At 62.7% G+C, this 252-nt stretch carries 1 protein-coding gene; it reads left to right on the top strand.

Translation table 11 applies throughout. The annotated features are described in order from the left end of the window. Window positions 1-83 precede the first annotated feature (83 nt). A partial coding sequence (locus AC5IJH_RS18475) for an FAD-dependent oxidoreductase (RefSeq protein WP_491904286.1) occupies window positions 84-252 on the top strand: 169 nt, incomplete at its 3' end.

Below are 252 nucleotides of genomic sequence, written 5' to 3'. Positions count from 1 at the left end.
GGGGACGCACCGCGATAGTGTTGCACACGCGTAGAATGGAGTGTTTGGCCCGGGTAGGCGTTCAGGCCGGCAGGGAGTGACGATTGGCAGAGATTATCTACGACATAGCGATCATCGGCGGGGGCCCCGCCGGTTACACGGCAGCCATCCGCGCCGGACAGTACGGATTGAAGACGGCGCTGATTGAGCGGGAGCCGAAGCTGGGCGGCACATGCCTGCACTGGGGCTGCATTCCGACGAAATCGATCCTGT

The organism is Candidatus Dedyshia acidiphila, from assembly GCF_051025295.1.
GTDB lineage: Bacteria > Acidobacteriota > Terriglobia > Terriglobales > Acidobacteriaceae > KBS-83.
The sequence above is the reverse complement of the archived record's forward strand: the minus strand, read 5'-3'. Positions and strand labels throughout refer to the sequence as shown.